The organism is Thermus thermophilus, assembly GCF_019974155.1.
Taxonomy (GTDB): Bacteria; Deinococcota; Deinococci; order Deinococcales; family Thermaceae; genus Thermus; species Thermus thermophilus_C.
Genome location: NZ_AP025158.1, coordinates 950,167 through 963,944, shown reverse-complemented (window position 1 = coordinate 963,944; position 13,778 = coordinate 950,167). Strand labels below are relative to the sequence as shown.

Below are 13,778 nucleotides of genomic sequence, written 5' to 3'. Positions count from 1 at the left end.
CCCCTCCCCGGGCCGCGCGGCGCTTGCCAGAAGGGCAAGGGCCGGGTATACTACCGGCGGCACCAAGGAGGTGTGTATGAGGAAGCTCATCCTTGCCGCTTTGACGCTCGCAGGCCTGGGCCTGGCCCAGGAGTTCCTCACCATCGGCTCCGGCTCCACCACGGGGGTCTACTTCCCCGTGGCCACGGGCATGGCCAAGCTGGTGAACGACGCCAATGTGGGCCTCCGGGCCAACGCCCGCTCCACCGGGGGAAGCGTGGCCAACATCAACGCCATCGCCGCCGGGGAGTTTGAGATGGCCCTGGCCCAGAACGACATCGCCTACTACGCCTACCAGGGCTGCTGCATCCCCGCCTTTGAGGGCAAGGCCGTGAAGGGGATCCGGGCCCTCGCCGCCCTCTACCCCGAGGTGGTCCACATCGTGGCCCGGAAGGACGCGGGGATCCGCACCGTGGCCGACCTCAAGGGCAAGCGCGTGGTGGTGGGCGACGTGGGCTCCGGCACGGAGCAGAACGCCCGGCAGATCCTCGAGGCCTACGGCCTCACCTTTGACGACCTCGGCCAGGCCATCCGGGTGAGCGCCACCCAGGGCATCCAGCTCATGCAGGACAAGCGGGCGGACGCCCTCTTCTACACCGTGGGCCTGGGGGCTTCTGCCATCCAACAGCTCGCCCTCACCACCCCCATCGCCCTGGTGGCGGTGGACCTGAACCGGATCCAGGGCATCGCCAAGAAGTACCCCTTCTACGTGGGCTTCAACATCCCCGGCGGGACCTACAGGGGCGTGGACGTGACCACCCCCACCGTGGCGGTCCAGGCCATGCTCATCGCCTCGGAGAAGCTCTCTGAGGAGACGGTGTACAAGTTCATGAAGGCGGTCTTCGGCAACCTGGAGGCCTTCAAGAAGATCCACCCTAACCTGGAGCGCTTCTTTGATATACGGAAGGCGGTGAAGGGGTTGCCCATCCCCTTGCACCCGGGGGCGGAGCGCTTCTACAAGGAGCTGGGGGTCCTGAAGTAGGCTGAGAAGGAACGCCCTGGGGGCCCCGCCTGGGGCCCCCTTTGCCTGGAGGAAGGATGGCGCAGGACGCTTCGCTTTTGGTGGAGGAAAGTGAGCTCGGGGGGCGGAAGCCCAGGGGCCTGGCCCGCTACCTGCTCGTGGCCCTAGGGGTGGCCTGGAGCCTCTTCCAGCTCTGGGCCACGGAGGTCGGCACCCTGGACCCCTTGCGCCTGCGGGCGGTCCACCTGGCCTTCGCCCTGGCCCTGGCCTTCTTGGCCTACCCGGGGAAGAGGGGCCCCAAGGACCGGGTGCCCCTTTCGGACTGGGTCTTGGCCCTTTTGGGGGTGGCGGGGGCGCTTTACGTGGTCTTGGACTACTACGGCATCACCCAGCTCCGGGGCGGCATCCCGAGCGGGCGGGACGTGGTCATGGGGACCCTCACCCTCCTCGTCCTCTTCGTGGCGAGCTGGCGGGTGGTGGGGCCCGCCTTGCCCGTCATCGCCTCCCTTTTCATCCTCTACGCCCTCACCGGGCCCAAGGGCCTCATCCCCTACATGCTCCCCTCCTGGCTTCAGCTCCACGCCGGGAGCCAGTGGAGCCAGCTCATGGGCCAGCTCTACACCACCGCCGAGGGGATCTGGGGCGTGCCCCTGGGGGTCTCGGCCACCTTCGTCTTCCTCTTCGTCCTCTTCGGGGCCCTTTTGGAGAAGGCGGGGGCGGGGCGCTTCTTCATCCAGGCAGCCTACGCCCTCCTCGGCCACTTCCGGGGGGGGCCCGCCAAGGCGGCGGTGGTGGCGAGCGCCCTCACGGGGGTGGTCTCGGGGAGCTCGGTGTCCAACGTGGTCACCACGGGCACCTTCACCATCCCCCTCATGAAGCGGGTGGGCTACCCCCCGGAGAAGGCGGGGGCGGTGGAGGTGGCGAGCTCTTCCAACGGGCAGCTCATGCCGCCGGTGATGGGGGCCGCGGCCTTCATCATGGCGGAGTTCCTGGGCATCCCCTACAACCAGCTCATCCTCATCGCCCTCGTCCCCGCCCTCCTCGCCTACGCCACCCTCTTCCTCACCGTCCACCTCGAGGCCCTCGCCTTGGGCCTCAAGGGGGTGCCCCGCTCGGAGCTTCCCCCCCTTGGTCCCATCCTCCGCTCGGGGGCCCACTACCTCCTGCCCCTGGCCTACCTCCTCTACGCCCTGGTGGGCCTGAGGCTCACCCCGGAGCGGGCCGCCTTGAACACCGTCTTCTTCATGCTGGCCCTCATCCTCCTCCAGGAGGCCTGGCGAGCCCATAGGGGCGGGGCGGGGGTGGGTTTTGGGCTCTTGAGGGGAGGAAGGCTCATCCTGGAGGGCCTCGAGGCGGGCGCCCGGGGCATGGTGGGCATCGCCTTGGCCACGGCCACCGCCGGCGTCATTGTGGGCATCGTCACCATGACCGGCATCGGCTTCGGGCTCACGGACATCGTGGAACGCCTCTCCGGGGGGAACCTCCTCCTGGTCCTCCTCCTCGCCCAGCTCACGAGCCTCCTCCTCGGCATGGGCCTCCCCACCACCGCCAACTACATCGTCATGGCCTCCCTGGTGGTGCCCGTGGTCCTGCAGCTTTCTGAGAAGGCGGGCTACCCGGTGCCCCCGGTGGCCGCCCACATGTTCGTCTTCTACTTCGGCATCATGGCGGACTCCACCCCTCCTGTGGCCCTCGCCGCCTACGCCGCGAGCGCCATCGCCAAGTCGGACTTCTGGAAGACGGCGGTGCAGGGCTTCGTCTACGAGCTCAGGACCGCCCTCCTCGCCTACATGTTCTTCTTTAACCCCAAGCTCCTCCTCCTGGGGGTGGACTCCTGGCTTGAGGGCCTTTGGGTTTTCCTAACCGCCCTTTTGGGGATGACCGCCTTCGCCGCCGCCCTGGTGGGCTTCCTGCACAAGCCCACCCGCCTTTGGGAAAGGGCCCTTCTCCTGGGAGCGGCCTTGGCCTTGGTGGTCCCGGGCCTCCTCACGGACGCCATAGGCCTAGGCCTCTTCCTCCTGGTCTACCTCCTCCAGCGGGTGCGAAAATGAGGGCGGTGGAGCCCATCATCCGAATCCACAACCTGCACAAGTGGTTCGGTCCCCTGCACGTGCTCAAGGGGATCCACCTGGAGGTGGCCCCGGGAGAGAAGCTCGTCATCATCGGGCCCTCGGGCTCGGGGAAGAGCACCCTCATCCGCACCATCAACCGCCTGGAGGACTTCCAGGAGGGGGAGGTGTGGGTGGACGGCCTGAACGTCAAGGACGACCGGGCTCTCCGGGAGGTGAGGCGGGAGGTGGGGATGGTCTTCCAGCAGTTCAACCTCTTCCCCCACATGACCGTCTTGGAGAACATCACCCTGGCCCCCATGCGGGTGCGGCGCTGGCCGAAGGAGAAGGCGGAGAGGAAGGCTTTGGAGCTTTTGGAGCGGGTGGGGATTTTGGACCAGGCGGGGAAGTACCCGGGGCAGCTTTCCGGGGGCCAGCAGCAGCGGGTGGCCATCGCCCGGGCGCTCGCCATGGAGCCCAAGATCATGCTCTTTGACGAGCCCACGAGCGCCTTGGACCCGGAGATGGTGGGGGAGGTGTTGGACGTGATGCGGGACCTGGCGCGCGGGGGGATGACGATGCTGGTGGTGACCCACGAGATGGGGTTTGCCCGGGAGGTGGCGGACCGGGTGGTGTTCATGGACGGGGGGCAGATCGTGGAGGAGGGGAGGCCGGGGGAGATCTTCACCGCCCCCAAGGAGGAGCGCACCCGGGCCTTCCTGGAGCGGGTCCTCCACCAGTAGGGGGGCGGTTGGAGGTCTTCAGGGCCCTTTTGGACCCGGGGGCGGACCGGGCCTCGAGGCGCCGGGGGCTTTGGCTTTACGGGCTCGCCCTCTTCCTGGGGCAGGGGGGGGTCCTCCTTCTCCTTTCCCTTTTCCTCCCCCGGGCCTTCCACCCCGCCTTGTACCTCCTGGCCTTCCTGGGGGGGCTTTGGCTCTACCGCCAAGGGCGAGAAGCCTTGAAGGAGGAGGGCCCCTTGGCCCCCCTGGTGGCCGTGGGGCTCGGGGCGGCCCTCTTCTTCTTCCTGGGGGTGATGGGCCTTCTCCTGAGGCCCCAGGGGCTTTGGCTCCTTCCCTTGGGCCTCGCTCTGGGCCTAAACCTGGTGCGCCGGGCGGAGAGGCTTATCGCCGGGGGAAGAGGTCCCTAAGGCGCACCCGGGCCAGGGCCTGGACCTCCTTGAGCCGCTCCCGGGCCCGCTTCTGGCCGAGCTCGTAGACCAGGGGGAGTTTTTCGTGGTCAAAGGTGTCTATGGGGAAGGGAGGGTCCAGGGCGAGGACCAGGTCGGCCTCCCTGAGGGCCAGCGCCTTCAGGCGCCTCCGGCTCGCCTCGCCCGCCAGGAGGGCGGCCTCGAGGGCCGTCCTGGGCGGTTCCTTGGGCGGGGGGTTGGAGACGTCCACGGCCACCACCTTGGGGAAGAGGGCCTTGGCCGCCCGCACCGGCACCTTCTCCACCACGTCCCCGTCCACCAGAAGCCGCCCTTCCCAAGGGACCGGGGGGAAAAGGCCGGGGATGGCCATGCTGGCCAGCACCGCCTGCCACACCGGGCCTCGCCGGAGCACCACCTTTTCCCCCGTGAGGAGGTCGGCGGCCTGGATGGCCAGGGGAAGGGGGCTTTCCTCCAGGCGGGCCTCGCCAAAGAGGGCCTTAAGCCCCTCCTCTATCCGGCCTGTGGCCACCACGGCCGGGCGCCTGAAGGCGATGAAGAGCCGGGCCAAAGCCCGGAGGCTTCCCGCCCGGGAAAGCTCCGCCACCTCCCGGTCAAAGATGGCCTCGTGCACCTTCCAGGGGTCCTTGTGGCCGAAGGCCCAGGCGGCCGCCGCCAAGGCCCCGGCGGAGCTCCCCGCAAGGCCCCGGATGGGGACACCCGCCTCCTCCAAGACGGCGAGCACCCCGAGGTGGGCGTACCCCCGAACGCCGCCTCCCCCTAAGGCCAAGGCCACGCCGCGCACGGCCTAATACCCCAGGCCGAGCTCCTGGGCCTCGCCGATAAGCTCGTCCAAAAGCTCCCTGCCCCGCTTCCGGGAAGCCTCCAGGTAGGCCAGGAGGTCCTTGGCCCGGACCCGGCGGTGGGTCCCCACCTTGTGGTGGGGAATCTTGCCTTCCTCCAAAAGCCGGACCAGGTAAGGCCGGGAGACCCCGAGGAGCTCGGCCGCCTGGCCCGTGGTGAGCTCCGCTTCCAGGGGAACGATGCGCACCGCCTCACCCCGCAAAAGCGCCCCCAAAAGCTCCCGGAAAAGCCGGGCCAGCTCCGGGGTGAGCACCAAAGAGGTTTCCTCGAGGTGCAGAACCTTCCCGGGGGCGAGCTTTTCCCGGAAGGCCTTGACCGCTTCCGCCGAGGGCCTAGAGGTGAAGAGGAGACCGCCCATACCCAACCTCCAGGCCCCAGTTTACCGGATAAACGAAATAAACGCAACAGGCCCGGCCGGGTTAGAGGTACCCCTTGTAGGCCTCAAGGGCTTCTGCGAAGGTGATCAGCCCGGCCCGCCTCAGGCTTTCCAGGAAGGCCTCCACCCCGAGAGGGGGGTTGCGCAGGGCGCGGCGCTGGCGCCGAAGCACACCAAGAAGAGGGTCAAGCAGGAAGTTTTTCCGGATCAGCCTTTCGGCAAGTTCTGTGAGGTAGTCGTCGGGGTGGAGGGCCAGGAGTTCCCAGCGGCCAAGCTCCTCTTCGGGAAAGTCCCTGAGGTTGAAGGTGAGGATGGCCTCCGCTTTTCCCCACCAGGCGGCGGCCACCACGTGGCGGTCGTCTTCATCGGGGAGCTGGATTTCCTCCACCAGACTCTCGTAGCCCTCTACCAGGGGTTCTTGGAACGCCAAAACTTCCTTCATCTTTTCAGGGGTGGCCCAGATCCGCGCCTGCTGCTCCGGGGTGAGGTCAGGGCGGTCTTTAAGCAGGTTGTGGATCCACTCCTCCTGGACGCGCCGGTTCCACTTGAGCCGCACAAGTCCCTCCAAGGCCAGGCCCACGAAGAGGTCCCGGATCGGGGCGGGATAAAGGACGCAAGCATCCAGGAAAAGGGTCCTGGGAAGCGGGCGGGCCATGGCCCCATTCTAGGTAGAATGGCCCCATGAGGCCCGACCTTTCCCGCGTCCCCGGGGTCCTGGGGGAGATCGCCCGGATGAGAGCTCAAGAGGTGGCCCCCTATCCCCTCCCCGAGCCCCCCCCGGTCCCCTCCTTCAAGGAAGCCCTACTCCTGCCGGGGCTTTCCGTCATCGCCGAGGTCAAGAAGCAAAGCCCCTCCGCGGGGGTCATCCGGGAGGTGGACCCGGTGGAGGCCGCCCTGGCCTATCAGCGGGGCGGGGCGAGGGCGGTGAGCGTCCTCACCGAGCCCCACCGCTTCGGGGGAAGCCTCTTGGACCTCAAGCGGGTGCGTGAGGCGGTGGGCCTTCCCCTCCTGCGGAAGGACTTCGTGGTGGACCCCTTCATGCTGGAGGAGGCCCGGGCCTTCGGGGCGAGCGCCGCCCTCCTCATCGTGGCCCTCTTGGGGGAGCTCACGGGGGCCTACCTGGAGGAGGCGAGGCGGCTTGGCCTCGAGGCCCTGGTGGAGGTGCACACCGAGAGGGAGCTGGAGATCGCCCTCGAGGCCGGCGCGGAGGTCCTCGGGATCAACAACCGCGACCTCACCACCTTGCAAATAGACCTCGCCACCGCCCCCCGCTTAGGCCGCCTGGCCCGGGAGCGGGGCTTCGGCGGGGTTTTGGTGGCGGAGTCGGGGTATTCCCGAAAGGAGGAGCTGAAGGCTCTGGAGGGGCTTTTTGACGCCGTCCTCATCGGCACGAGCCTGATGCGGGCGCCCGATCTGGAGGCCGCCTTAAGGGAGCTTGTAGGATAGGGCCATGCGCCTCATCCCGGCGGTGGACCTGAAGTCGGGCAAGGCGGTGCGCCTCTACGAGGGGGACCCTGCCCGGGAGACTTCCTACGGGGACCCGGTGGAGGCTGCGCTGCGCTTCCAGGAGGAGGGGGCCACCCTCCTCCACCTGGTGGACCTGGACCGCGCCCTGGGCACGGGGGAGAACCGGGAGGCGGTGCGCCGGGTGGCGGCCTCCCTCTCCATCCCCTTCCAGCTCGCGGGGGGGATCCGGAGCCTCGAGGCCCTGCAGGAGGCCCTCTCCCTGGGGGCGAGCCGGGCGGTGGTGGGCACGGTGGCCGTGAAGGACCCGGGGCTTCTGGCGCGGATGCTGGAAGAGGTGGGCCCGGACCGCCTGGCCGTGGCCCTGGATGCCCGGGGCCTGGAAGTGGTGGTCTCGGGCTGGCAGGAGGCCGTCTCCGCCTCCGCCCTGGACCTCCTCCGGGCCTGGGCGGAAATGGGGGTGCGGACCCTCCTCTACACCGACGTCCGGCGGGACGGGACCCTGAAGGGCCTGGACCGGGAGGTGGTGGCCCGGGTGCGGGCGGCCTGGCCCCACGAGCTTATCGTGGGGGGAGGGATCGCCTCCCCGGAGGACCTCCACCTGCTCCAGGCCCTAGGTGTGGACGGCGCTTTGGTGGGCAAGGCCCTCTACGAGGGCCGGATCCGGCTAAAGGGGGCGGGATGGCGCTCGTGAACTGGCTCCTCCTGGTATCGGGACTGCTCGTGGCGGGCACGGGGCTTTACCTCTACGGGACCTACCCCTTCCTCGCCCTCCCCACCCCCTGGGGCCCCTGGCCCCTCTACCTCCTCCTGCCGGGGGCCTTCCTCCTGGGCCTCGGCGTGGGCGGGCTTTACGCCCTGGGCCTCGCCTGGGCTGGGCGGCGGGAGCGGGCGGCCGCCTGGAGGCGGGTCCGGGCCTTGGAGCGGGAAGTGGCCGAGCTGAAGAAGGCGCGCATAGAGGAGATCCCCCGCATCCCCGACCGGGACCTGGAGGCATGAGGGACCGGGTCCGCTGGCGGGTGCTTTCCCTCCCTCCCCTCGCCCAGTGGCGGGAGGTGATGACGGCCTTGGGGGTGGGGCCGGAGGCCGCCCTGGCCTACTGGCACCGGGGCTTTAGGCGCAGGGAGGACCTGGACCCCCCCCTCGCCCTCCTTCCCCTCGAGGGCCTGAGGGAGGCGGCGGCCCTCCTGGAGGAGGCCCTCCGCCAGGGGAAGCGGATCCGCGTCCACGGGGACTACGACGCGGACGGGCTCACGGGCACGGCCATCCTGGTGCGGGGGCTTAGGGCCTTGGGGGCGGATGTCCACCCCTTCATCCCCCACCGCCTGGAGGAGGGCTACGGGGTGCTCATGGACCGGGTTCCCGAGCACCTGGAGGCGGCCGAGGTCTTCCTCACCGTGGACTGCGGCATCACCAACCACGCGGAGCTTCGGGAGCTCGTGGAAAACGGGGTGGAGGTCCTGGTCACGGACCACCACACCCCCAAGGAGACCCCTCCCCCCGGCCTCGTCCTCCACCCCGCCTACACCCCGGGGCTTGGGGAGAAGCCCACGGGGGCGGGGGTGGCCTTCCTCCTCCTCTGGGCCCTCCACGAGCGCCTAGGGCTTCCCCCTCCCCTGGAGTACGCCGACCTCGCCGCGGTGGGCACCATCGCCGACGTGGCCCCCCTTTGGGGCTGGAACCGGGCCTTGGTGAAGGAGGGCCTGGCCCGCATCCCCACCTCCTCCTGGGTGGGGCTCAGGCTTCTGGCCGAGGCGGTGGGGTACACGGGGAAGGCGGTGGAGGTGGCCTTCCGCATCGCCCCCCGGATCAACGCGGCAAGCCGCCTCGGAGAGGCCGAAAAGGCCTTAAGGCTCCTTCTCACCGACGACGCAGCCGAAGCCCAGGCCCTTGTGGGGGAACTCCACCGGCTAAACGCCCGCCGCCAGACCCTGGAGGAGGCCATGCTCAGGAAGCTCCTCCCCCAGGCGGACCCCGAGGCCAAGGCCATCGTCCTCCTGGACCCCGAGGGGCACCCGGGGGTGATGGGCATCGTGGCGAGCCGGATCCTCGAGGCAACCCTCCGGCCCGTCTTCCTGGTGGCCCAGGGCAAGGGGACGGTGCGAAGCCTCGCCCCCATCAGCGCCGTGGAGGCCCTAAGGAGCGCCGAGGACCTTTTGTTGCGCTACGGGGGGCACAAGGAAGCGGCGGGTTTCGCCATGGACGAAGCCCTCTTCCCCGCCTTTAAGGCCCGGGTGGAGGCCTACGCCGCCCGCTTCCCCGACCCCGTGCGCGAGGTGGCCCTTTTGGACCTGCTCCCGGAGCCCGGCCTCCTCCCCCAGGTCTTCCGGGAGCTCGCCCTCCTGGAGCCCCACGGCGAGGGAAACCCCGAGCCCCTCTTCCTCCTCTTCGGCGCCCCGGAGGAGGTCCGGCGCCTCGGGGAGGGCCGCCACCTCGCCTTCCGCCTAAAGGGGGTGCGGGTCCTGGCCTGGAAACGGGGGGACCTCGCCCTGCCCCCGGAGGTGGAGGTGGCGGGCCTCCTCAGCGAGAACGCCTGGAACGGCCACCTCGCCTACGAGGTCCAGGCGGTGGACCTGCGGGAGCCCCAGGCGCTGGAAGGCGGAATCGCGCCTTTCGCCTACCCTCTTCCCCTTCGCGAGGCCCTGGCCCGGGCCCGCCTGGGGGAAGGGGTCTACGTCCCCGAGGACAACCCCGAGGGGCTGGACTACGCCAGGAAGGCGGGCTTCCGCCTCCTCCCCCCCGAGGAGGCCGGGCTTTGGCTCGGCCTCCCCCCGAGGCCGGTCCTGGGCAGGCGGGTGGAGGTGGCCCTGGGGCGGGAGGCGCGGGCCAGGCTTTCCGCCCCCCCCGTCCTTCACACCCCCGGGGCCCGGCTCAAAGCCCTCGTCCACCGCCGCCTCCTCTTCGCCTACGAGCGCCGCCACCCGGGCCTCTTCAGCGAGGCCCTCCTCGCCTACTGGGAGGTGATGGATGTACAAGAGCCCGCGGGAAGCACATGAGGCCCGGATCTACACCGGGGCCTACCGGGTCTACGGGATGATCCACCTGGTGCCCGGGGCGGGCACCGCCGACCTCTTAGAGGCTGTCGTAAAAGCCCGCCATCAAACCTCATGCGGCCCTAAGTGCCAATCCTTTATCATCTCAACATGGCAGCCCCCCTTCGGATCCAGCTGACCCCTGAGGAGGACCGGCTCCTCCTGGAGCTCTCCCTGGACCCAAGGACCCACAAGAAGACCCGCCTGTGGGCCATGATGGTCCGCCTGGCGGCCGAGGGTTGGACCGCCCCAAGGATCGCCCAGCACTTCCACAAGGACCGCACCACCGTCTACCTCGTCCTCAGGCGCTTCCTGAGGGAGGGCCTCCAAGGCCTCGTCTACCGCAAACCCCCGGGAGCCCCCAGGAAGTTCACCCCGGAGATGGCCGCCTTCGTGGAGGAGAAACTGGCGGAAGATCGGGTCTGGACCGCCCCGCAACTTGCGGAGGCCATAGCCGAGCGCTTTGGGGTCCGCTTGGCCCCCAAGGTGGTGGCCCGGCACCTCAGGGCCGTGGGGTATGTGTGGAGACGGACGCGGTACGTGCCCAGGGGTAGACCGGAGGCGGAAGAGGTGGAGGCCTTTGTGGAGGAGGAAGAGGAGGCAAAAAGGGGGCTCAGGAGGGGGTGATGGAGGTGGGGTACTTGGACGAGAGCGGGTTTGCCCTGACCCTGCCTCCCACGTACGCCTGGTGCCGGAGGGGGGAGGCGAAGGGGGTGCCGCGGGCGTGGGGCAAGGAGGGGCGGGTGAACGTGGTGGGGCACCTGGTGCGGGGCCGGGAGGGGGAGCGGCTTTTCTTTGCCCTTTTGGAGGGGCCGGTGCGGTGGGAGGTGGTGCGGGGGTATCTGGACCGGGTGGCCGAAGGTTTGGTCAAGCCCCTGAAGGTGTTCATGGACAACGCGCCCTTCCACCGGTCCCGTGGGGTGGAGGGGAGGAGGGGGGTGTGGCGAGGGCGTGGGCTGGAGGTGGCCTACCTGCCGCGGTACAGCCCCCATTTGAACCCCATGGAGAACATCTGGCGGCGGGTGAAGGGGTTTTTGATGCCGAGGCGGCACTACGGGAGCCTTGAAGAGCTGAAGGACGCGGTAGTGCAGGCCCTAAAGGCCCTGGGGGGTGTGGAGTTGAAAATCTTGGGGGAGGGTACTTAAGTGCCCGCGCCTTGATTTCGCCACATGGGACACCGGAAGTGGGGCTTTGCGAAGGCTCTTTTGGGGCCCCCGCTCTGGCGCAAGCCAGAGCGGGGTACTTAAATGACCCCTTCCCGCTTCTCCTCCTCGTAGAGCCTCTCCAGCACGAACTCCTTGAGGAGGGTCTGGTAGCCCTTGCCCTTCCTCCTCGCCATGGCCTTGAGCCGCCGCAGGAGGTCCTCGTCCAGGCGCAGGGAGATGGCCCGCGTCCTGGGGCGAGGAGGGAGCAGAAGGCCTTCCGGGGGCGGGGCCATGGCCTCCAGGAGGGGCTCGCCCAGTTCGTGCTCCCCCCAGAAGCGGGCCTCCTCCGCCTCGCTCCCGAACTCGGGGATCTCCTCCAGGCTTTGCACCTTGCGCTTTTTCCTCATCTACTTCCCCCTTCTCCGGTACCGCCGCTTCTCCCCAGGGGTGGCGTCCCGGGCGGTGATGACCCGTACCCTGCCCCGCCTCCGGGTGAAGACCAGGAAGGGGACCCAGCCCCCTTCCGTGGCCCCCAGGGCCGCCCAGCGCTCCTCCCCCCGCTGGGAGCGGGTCTTGAGGACCAGGCGGAGGGGGTCGGTGAGGGCCTCCTCGGCCTCCCAGGGGCGCACCCCGTGCCGGGCAATGTGGGCGACGTTGGCCTCGTCCCAGTCAAACTCCAGGGGGTGGCCTCCTATTTCCAGTATATACCAAGGCATACACGGGAGGGGAACACGACCGCCGGGACCTACCTGGCCGGGGCGGCCCTCACGGCGAGCCTCCTCAGGGGCTTTTGGGGTAGAGATGGGTTCACGCCCCTCTACTCCGCCCGCTTATCGGCGGACGAGGGAAGCCCTACGCCAAGGCGCCCAGGGGGTAGAACTGGCTTTCCGCCCTCAACCCCAAGGACAGGGCCCCCGGCCGGGAAGCGGGGCCAGTTTGGGTTATATTGAAGCGAGGAGGTGCAAACAGTTGAAAAATAACGCACCCTACTTCACCCTGACGCTCAAACGCTTCCGCTTCTCAGCGCTTCACTCCAGCAAGTTTCTCCAATGCAAGGGCCACAGACGGGTATACTCCCTCCCAGGAGGCCCCAGGTGAAGGCCAAGCCTAAAGCCACGCGGGAGCGCACCTCAAAGGAGAGGGCGAAGGCCTTCACCGGAGTCCAGGCCCTTCTCGTCTTTCCCTCTGAGGAGGACCGCAAGGCCACCCTGGACCTCATGCGCCGCTTCTCCGCTGGGGTGCGCTACGCCTACAACCGCCTCCTGGAAGGTCAGACCAGGGAGGAGCTCAAAAGGCAGGGCAGTCCCCTGTGCACCCGCAAGGTAGCCCCTTCGGGGCTGACCTTCCGCCTCAACACCCGCTACGCCGACGACGCGATCCTGAAGGCCCAAGCCGTCCTGGACTCTGCCCGGGAGAGAGGAGAGGACCCCCGGAAGGTGGTCTTCGGGGGGAGAAAGCTCTTCCAACAGCTCAAGCGCAGACACCTCTCGGGTAAACCCCTGAAGAGGCTCAAGCGGGACTGGAGGGAAAGGAGGCAAGGCCTCCTCTACTCCCGAGGGGACAGGACCAAGGGGGGCAACCTCAACCTGAGGCTCTTCGTCAAGGACGGAGCCTTATGGCTCCGGATCAACCTCGGAGACGGGAGCTACGCCCACGCCCTGGTGAGGACGGGCCACCCCAACCTGAGCGCCCTGGTGGGGAGGGTCTACGCCTCCCTCCCCTACAACGTGGCCCTCTCCTTGCGGGAGGGGAAGGTCTACGCCACCTTCACCTGGGAGGAGGAACCCGTTCCTCTCGTGGCCAAGAAGGAGAACGGGGTCCTGGCCGTAGACATCAACGCCGATCCCTACCACCTGGCCTTGGCGGTGGTGAGCCCTGATGGAAACCTCAGGAGGCACCTCACCCTCTCCCTGGAGGAGGTGGACCGGGCCCACAACAAGGGGGCCAAGGAACTCCTCCTCTGGAAGATCGCCCACCAAGCCGTCTCCCTGGCGGAGCAGTATGGGACCGCCATCGCCACCGAGAGGCTCAAATACCTCCCCAAGGGGAGGAGAGGAGACGGTTTGGGGAGGGTCTTCAGGAGGAAGGCCCACCGCTTCGCCTACGCTTCCCTTCTCCGGAAGGTCCACTCCTTGGCCCGGAAGAGAGGGGTCCAGGTGGTGGAGGTGAACCCCCAGGACACCTCCACCATCGGGATGCTGAAGTACGCCCCCCTTCTTTCCCTCTCCAAGGACGTGGCCGCCGCCTACGTGATCGGGAGAAGGGCCTTGGGGTTTGAAGAGAAGCTTCCCAGGGGGTACGAGAGGCTTCTCCGGGACGAAAGCTTCAGGGGCCACGTCCAGGGCTTCTACGCCTCCAAGGTGCAGGAACTCCGGGCCAAAAAAGCGCAGGAGCGCAACCCCTACCTGAGGCGCAGGCTTTCCCGGGAGATCGGGAGGGCGAAGCGCCACCTGGCCTTGCTTTCAAGCCTTCAGGGCTCACCGGGGAGCCAAAGGGAGGTCACCGACGGAAGGAACTCCCCTGGCGTTAATCCCTGGCGGGTCCTGAGGGCAGGCCTCTTCCTTCCCCTTCTCAGGAGCACGGTACCTCGTGACCTCTCCCCGCTGAAGGCCCTTCTTCATCGGGGAGCGTGGGAGGGGTGGGGGAGTAGCTTGGGTCCCCATCCTGGTGGGGGGCCGGAGTGCGCTAATGTGCACTCTACTTGA

Annotated in this window: 15 protein-coding genes; 10 read left to right on the top strand and 5 right to left on the bottom strand. The window is 68.5% G+C overall.

The genetic code is table 11. The features are described from left to right. The first annotated feature begins 76 nt into the window (after positions 1-76). The 4 genes from TthTMY_RS05220 to TthTMY_RS05205 are packed head-to-tail and all read left to right on the top strand — an operon-like array spanning position 77 to position 4,195. Positions 77-1,021, top strand: coding sequence for a TAXI family TRAP transporter solute-binding subunit (locus TthTMY_RS05220; protein WP_096410526.1), 945 nt, complete (start codon positions 77-79; stop codon positions 1,019-1,021). A gap of 56 nt (positions 1,022-1,077) precedes the next feature. After that, positions 1,078-3,051, top strand: a complete 1,974-nt coding sequence (locus TthTMY_RS05215; RefSeq protein ID WP_223903506.1) for a TRAP transporter permease — start codon at positions 1,078-1,080, stop codon at positions 3,049-3,051. Further along, positions 3,048-3,791: an amino acid ABC transporter ATP-binding protein gene (locus TthTMY_RS05210; protein WP_324615480.1), complete on the top strand. Its 744-nt coding sequence runs from the start codon at positions 3,048-3,050 to the stop codon at positions 3,789-3,791. The genes TthTMY_RS05215 and TthTMY_RS05210 overlap by 4 nt, the downstream gene beginning before the upstream one ends. Before the next feature lie 8 nt (positions 3,792-3,799). Next, a complete protein-coding gene (locus TthTMY_RS05205) occupies positions 3,800-4,195 on the top strand; it encodes a hypothetical protein (protein WP_093008220.1) in 396 nt (131 codons plus the stop codon). Here TthTMY_RS05205 and TthTMY_RS05200 read toward each other — a convergent pair. From TthTMY_RS05200 to TthTMY_RS05190, 3 genes are all read right to left on the bottom strand, one after another. Further along, positions 4,170-4,997 carry a patatin-like phospholipase family protein gene (locus TthTMY_RS05200; RefSeq protein ID WP_096410524.1) on the bottom strand — a complete coding sequence of 276 codons (828 nt, stop codon included), beginning with the start codon at positions 4,995-4,997 and terminating at the stop codon, positions 4,170-4,172. The two genes, TthTMY_RS05205 and TthTMY_RS05200, sit on opposite strands and share 26 nt — an antisense overlap. Positions 4,998-5,000: 3 nt before the next feature. Further along, the gene (locus TthTMY_RS05195; protein WP_096410523.1) at positions 5,001-5,414 is read right to left on the bottom strand and encodes a helix-turn-helix domain-containing protein; all 414 of its coding nucleotides are present in this window, start codon (positions 5,412-5,414) and stop codon (positions 5,001-5,003) included. A 61-nt stretch (positions 5,415-5,475) separates the two neighbouring features. Further along, complete coding sequence (locus TthTMY_RS05190) at positions 5,476-6,087, bottom strand: PIN domain-containing protein (RefSeq protein ID WP_096410522.1); 612 nt, start codon at positions 6,085-6,087, stop codon at positions 5,476-5,478. 26 nt (positions 6,088-6,113) lie between these two features. Here TthTMY_RS05190 and trpC point away from each other — a divergent pair, with 26 nt between their 5' ends. The 5 genes from trpC (at position 6,114) to TthTMY_RS05165 (ending at position 11,073) form a co-directional block, all read left to right on the top strand. Further along, positions 6,114-6,878 carry an indole-3-glycerol phosphate synthase TrpC gene (trpC, locus tag TthTMY_RS05185; protein ID WP_096410521.1) on the top strand — a complete coding sequence of 255 codons (765 nt, stop codon included), beginning with the start codon at positions 6,114-6,116 and terminating at the stop codon, positions 6,876-6,878. A 4-nt stretch (positions 6,879-6,882) separates the two neighbouring features. Next, a complete protein-coding gene (gene hisA / locus TthTMY_RS05180; RefSeq protein WP_096410520.1) occupies positions 6,883-7,590 on the top strand; it encodes a 1-(5-phosphoribosyl)-5-[(5-phosphoribosylamino)methylideneamino]imidazole-4-carboxamide isomerase in 708 nt (235 codons plus the stop codon). Then, complete coding sequence (locus TthTMY_RS05175) at positions 7,578-7,895, top strand: lipopolysaccharide assembly protein LapA domain-containing protein (RefSeq protein ID WP_011228484.1); 318 nt, start codon at positions 7,578-7,580, stop codon at positions 7,893-7,895. The genes hisA and TthTMY_RS05175 overlap by 13 nt, the downstream gene beginning before the upstream one ends. Further along, the gene (recJ, locus tag TthTMY_RS05170) at positions 7,892-9,892 is read left to right on the top strand and encodes a single-stranded-DNA-specific exonuclease RecJ (RefSeq protein ID WP_223903505.1); all 2,001 of its coding nucleotides are present in this window, start codon (positions 7,892-7,894) and stop codon (positions 9,890-9,892) included. Before TthTMY_RS05175 ends, recJ begins: the two co-directional genes overlap by 4 nt. 147 nt (positions 9,893-10,039) lie before the next feature. After that, positions 10,040-11,073 (top strand): IS630 family transposase gene (locus TthTMY_RS05165; RefSeq protein WP_096410519.1). Its coding sequence is split into 2 segments (ribosomal slippage): positions 10,040-10,529 and positions 10,529-11,073, totalling 1,035 coding nucleotides; the frame shifts between segments, so codons are not numbered across the junction. A gap of 98 nt (positions 11,074-11,171) precedes the next feature. On the opposite strand, the gene TthTMY_RS05160 is transcribed toward TthTMY_RS05165, so the two are convergent. Further along, positions 11,172-11,480, bottom strand: coding sequence for a CopG family antitoxin (locus tag TthTMY_RS05160; protein ID WP_096410518.1), 309 nt, complete (start codon positions 11,478-11,480; stop codon positions 11,172-11,174). After that, positions 11,481-11,789 (bottom strand): BrnT family toxin, encoded by a 309-nt coding sequence (locus tag TthTMY_RS05155; RefSeq protein ID WP_223903504.1) that lies wholly within the window; start codon positions 11,787-11,789, stop codon positions 11,481-11,483. A gap of 378 nt (positions 11,790-12,167) precedes the next feature. Between TthTMY_RS05155 and TthTMY_RS05150 the strand changes: the two genes are divergently transcribed. Beyond that, the gene (locus tag TthTMY_RS05150; protein WP_096410517.1) at positions 12,168-13,778 is read left to right on the top strand and encodes an IS200/IS605 family accessory protein TnpB-related protein; all 1,611 of its coding nucleotides are present in this window, start codon (positions 12,168-12,170) and stop codon (positions 13,776-13,778) included.

Bases quoted from the DNA above. Each gene is read 5' to 3' on its own strand.
- TthTMY_RS05210 (WP_324615480.1), top strand. From the start codon at position 3,048: ATGAGGGCGGTGGAGCCCATCATCCGAATCCACAACCTGCACAAGTGG.
- TthTMY_RS05155 (WP_223903504.1), bottom strand. From the start codon at position 11,789: ATGCCTTGGTATATACTGGAAATAGGAGGCCACCCCCTGGAGTTTGAC.
- TthTMY_RS05195 (WP_096410523.1), bottom strand. From the start codon at position 5,414: ATGGGCGGTCTCCTCTTCACCTCTAGGCCCTCGGCGGAAGCGGTCAAG.
- TthTMY_RS05215 (WP_223903506.1), top strand. From the start codon at position 1,078: ATGGCGCAGGACGCTTCGCTTTTGGTGGAGGAAAGTGAGCTCGGGGGG.
- TthTMY_RS05190 (WP_096410522.1), bottom strand. From the start codon at position 6,087: ATGGCCCGCCCGCTTCCCAGGACCCTTTTCCTGGATGCTTGCGTCCTT.
- TthTMY_RS05220 (WP_096410526.1), top strand. From the start codon at position 77: ATGAGGAAGCTCATCCTTGCCGCTTTGACGCTCGCAGGCCTGGGCCTG.
- TthTMY_RS05160 (WP_096410518.1), bottom strand. From the start codon at position 11,480: ATGAGGAAAAAGCGCAAGGTGCAAAGCCTGGAGGAGATCCCCGAGTTC.
- hisA (WP_096410520.1), top strand. From the start codon at position 6,883: ATGCGCCTCATCCCGGCGGTGGACCTGAAGTCGGGCAAGGCGGTGCGC.
- TthTMY_RS05175 (WP_011228484.1), top strand. From the start codon at position 7,578: ATGGCGCTCGTGAACTGGCTCCTCCTGGTATCGGGACTGCTCGTGGCG.
- trpC (WP_096410521.1), top strand. From the start codon at position 6,114: ATGAGGCCCGACCTTTCCCGCGTCCCCGGGGTCCTGGGGGAGATCGCC.
- recJ (WP_223903505.1), top strand. From the start codon at position 7,892: ATGAGGGACCGGGTCCGCTGGCGGGTGCTTTCCCTCCCTCCCCTCGCC.